The sequence below is a fragment of the Paenibacillus sp. GYB003 genome, assembly GCF_036577625.1.
Classification (GTDB): domain Bacteria; phylum Bacillota; class Bacilli; order Paenibacillales; family NBRC-103111; genus Paenibacillus_AB.
In genome coordinates this window covers 1-2,813 of record NZ_JARBDC010000024.1, presented here as the reverse complement: position 1 = coordinate 2,813, position 2,813 = coordinate 1, and the positions used below count along the sequence as shown (strand labels likewise).

General features: G+C 57.1%; 1 protein-coding gene, 1 rRNA gene and 1 pseudogene. All 3 read right to left on the bottom strand.

Going from position 1 to position 2,813, the window contains the following annotated elements:
* A 16S ribosomal RNA gene (locus PV407_RS09690) occupies positions 1-106 on the bottom strand; the annotation flags it as partial.
* Between the two features lie 262 nt (positions 107-368).
* Positions 369-2,372: an NAD-dependent DNA ligase LigA gene (gene ligA / locus PV407_RS09685; RefSeq protein WP_332089715.1), complete on the bottom strand. Its 2,004-nt coding sequence runs from the start codon at positions 2,370-2,372 to the stop codon at positions 369-371.
* A 195-nt stretch (positions 2,373-2,567) separates the two neighbouring features.
* Positions 2,568-2,813: pseudogene (locus PV407_RS09680) on the bottom strand (ATP-dependent DNA helicase PcrA); the annotation flags it as partial.

Below are 2,813 nucleotides of genomic sequence, written 5' to 3'. Positions count from 1 at the left end.
CGTGTTACTCACCCGTCCGCCGCTGACCCCGAAAGGTCCGCTCGACTTGCATGTATTAGGCACGCCGCCAGCGTTCGTCCTGAGCCAGGATCAAACTCTCCAATAAGGTGTTGCTTATTAGATGAGCTGATTGCTCATTACAATACTGACTTGTTGGTCCGTTTCATTTGTTCAGTTTTCAAGGAACTTTGTCATTTTTGTCGAATGATTCGCAAGCCCCAATTCCGATGGCTTATTTTATCGAATCATGCGGTGACAAGAACTTATATTAACAGGTTTAAAACCGAAATGCAACTCTTTTTTCGATTTTCTTTTTCCAGAACAGGAACGGCCGCCCGAAGCGCGATCGGACGGCCGTTTCTTCATCGTCAGCTTTGCAGCAGCTTGATCAATTCTTCCTCGCCTTCGATAACCGGAATGCCCAGCTCCTTCGCCTTCGCGAGCTTGCTGCCGGCCGCTTCCCCCGCGATGAGAAGGTCGGTCTTTTTGGATACGCTGCCGGTTACTTTCGCGCCGAGCGCCTCCAGCTTTTTCGATGCTTCGTCCCGGCTCATCGTCGTCAGCGAGCCGGTTAAAACGACGGTTTTGCCGTACAGCGGATGCTCCGTATCGGCCGGCTCGGCCTTCTCTTGAGCGGCCGGCCTGACGCCGGCTGCCAGCATCCGCTCGATGCTGCGCGTCATGACCGGGTCGGCGAAAAACGAGACGATGCTCTCGGCGACGATCCCGCCGATATCCGGTATGGCGATCAGCTCTTCCGCCGTCGCCGCGGACAGCTTGTCCAAGCTGCCGTAATGATCGGCCAGCGACTTGGTCGTCGTTTTCCCCGTATTCGGAATGCCGAGAGCGAACAAAAACGAAGACAAATCCCGCGTCTTGCACGCCTCGATCGATTCGAGCAGCTTTTGCGCTTTTTTCTCGCCGAACCTTTGCAGCTTGATCAGATCGTCGAACTTCAAATAGAACAAATCGGACGGGTCGCGCACGCCGAGTTCGTCGTACAGCTGCTCCGCCGTCTTGATGCTGAACGTTTCGATATCCATCGCATCGCGCGAGGCGAAATGCGTGATTCGTCCGATCAGCTGCGGCCTGCATTCGAGCCGGTTCGGGCAAAACAAGTGCGCTCCCCGCATCTCCAGCTCCGTCCCGCAGGACGGGCAATGCGTCGGAAATACGATCTCGCCGCCGTCCTGTTCGTCGGTCGCTTTCCCCAAAATTTCCGGAATGACCTCGTTCGAACGCCTGACGAAGATGGCTGTGCCGAGGGCGAACTTCAAATTTTTGCGCTCGATGTCGCCGATATTGTTCAGCGTCGCATGCTGGACCGTAGCCCCGCCGATTTCCACCGGCTCGAACGTCGCGAGCGGCGTCAGCTTGCCGGTTCGGCCCACTTCCCACGAGACCGACTGGAGAATCGTTGTCGCCTCTTCGGCCTCGAATTTGTAAGCCACGGCCCAACGCGGAAACTTGTCGGTATAGCCGAAAACTTCGCGCGTCCGTATATCGTTGATTTTAATAACGGCGCCGTCGATCAAATAATCGAATTCGTGCCGGATGCCTTCGAGCCGGCGAAGCTCTTCCGCCACTTCCTCGATGGAGTCGAAAAATTTCAAATACGGATTCACTTTAAACCGGTTATCCCGCAAAAATTGCGCCATCTCGCGATGATCCCGGAACCGGATATTGTCGGAGTAGCCTACATTATAAATAAAGGCGCTCAGCTTCCGCTCGGCCGTCGTCTTCGGGTTCAAGTTCCGGAGCGCCCCGGCCGCCGCATTGCGCGGATTTTTCAGCACTTCGGCCGCCGTCTTGTTATATTCGTCGAAGACGGAGAGGAACATCATTCCTTCCCCCTGCACCTCGATCACGCCGTCCCGGTACGGAATCGTAAGCGGGATGGATCGGATCGTCTTCACCTGCGCCAGGATGCCCTCGCCTACTTCGCCGTTTCCCCGCGTGGCCGCTTGCACCAGCTGTCCGCCGTCATAGGTCAAATTGAGGGAAAGTCCGTCGAACTTCAGCTCCACGACGAAAGTCGGCGGCGGCAAAGGCTCGTCCGGGTTGCGGCTGTTGTAATCGTTTATAAGCTTCAGCACACGGGCATGCCACAGCATCAAGTCTTCCTGATCCTGCGCTTTGTCGAGACTCCACAGCCGGGCTTTGTGTCGATGCGGCTGAAATCCTTCCAGCAGCTCGCCCCCGACGCGCAATGTCGGCGAGTTCGGCAGCGTGACGCCGGTTTCGCGCTCGAGCGCCACGAGCTTGTCGTACAGCTCGTCGTATTCCTTGTCGCTGATCGTCGGCTCGTCCAGCGTATAATAATGATAATTGTGCTTTTCGATTTCCTCGATCAAGCTTTTCATTGCGTCCATCGCGTTGGCCACGGCTTGACTTCATCCTCTCATTGACGGATTCGAACATGGAATGCATCGCAAGTTGACCTTCCAAAGGACGGCTGCCGACCGTCCTTGCAAGCCGATTCAGTTGTGTACTCCCCCATTATAGCATGACCCTATGACCTGGAAAATATGGGAACCGAAAGTTTGTTCCCATTCGCCGAGCGTCGATTACTGCTTCACGATCGGCGCAAACTTGGCCAATAGCCGCTTCACGCCGACCGGAGCGGGAAACGCGATCTGCAGCTCCGTATCGTCGCCCGAGCCCTTGACGGCAACGACGACGCCGGTTCCCCACTTGCCGTGGCTCACCTTGTCACCGGTCTCGTACGCCGTCGCGGCTCCGCCTCCTGCAGCGGCGGGGCGCTGTGCCGCCCCGGCCGCGGCCCTGCCGGCCGCCGACGGCGCCGCGCCGAT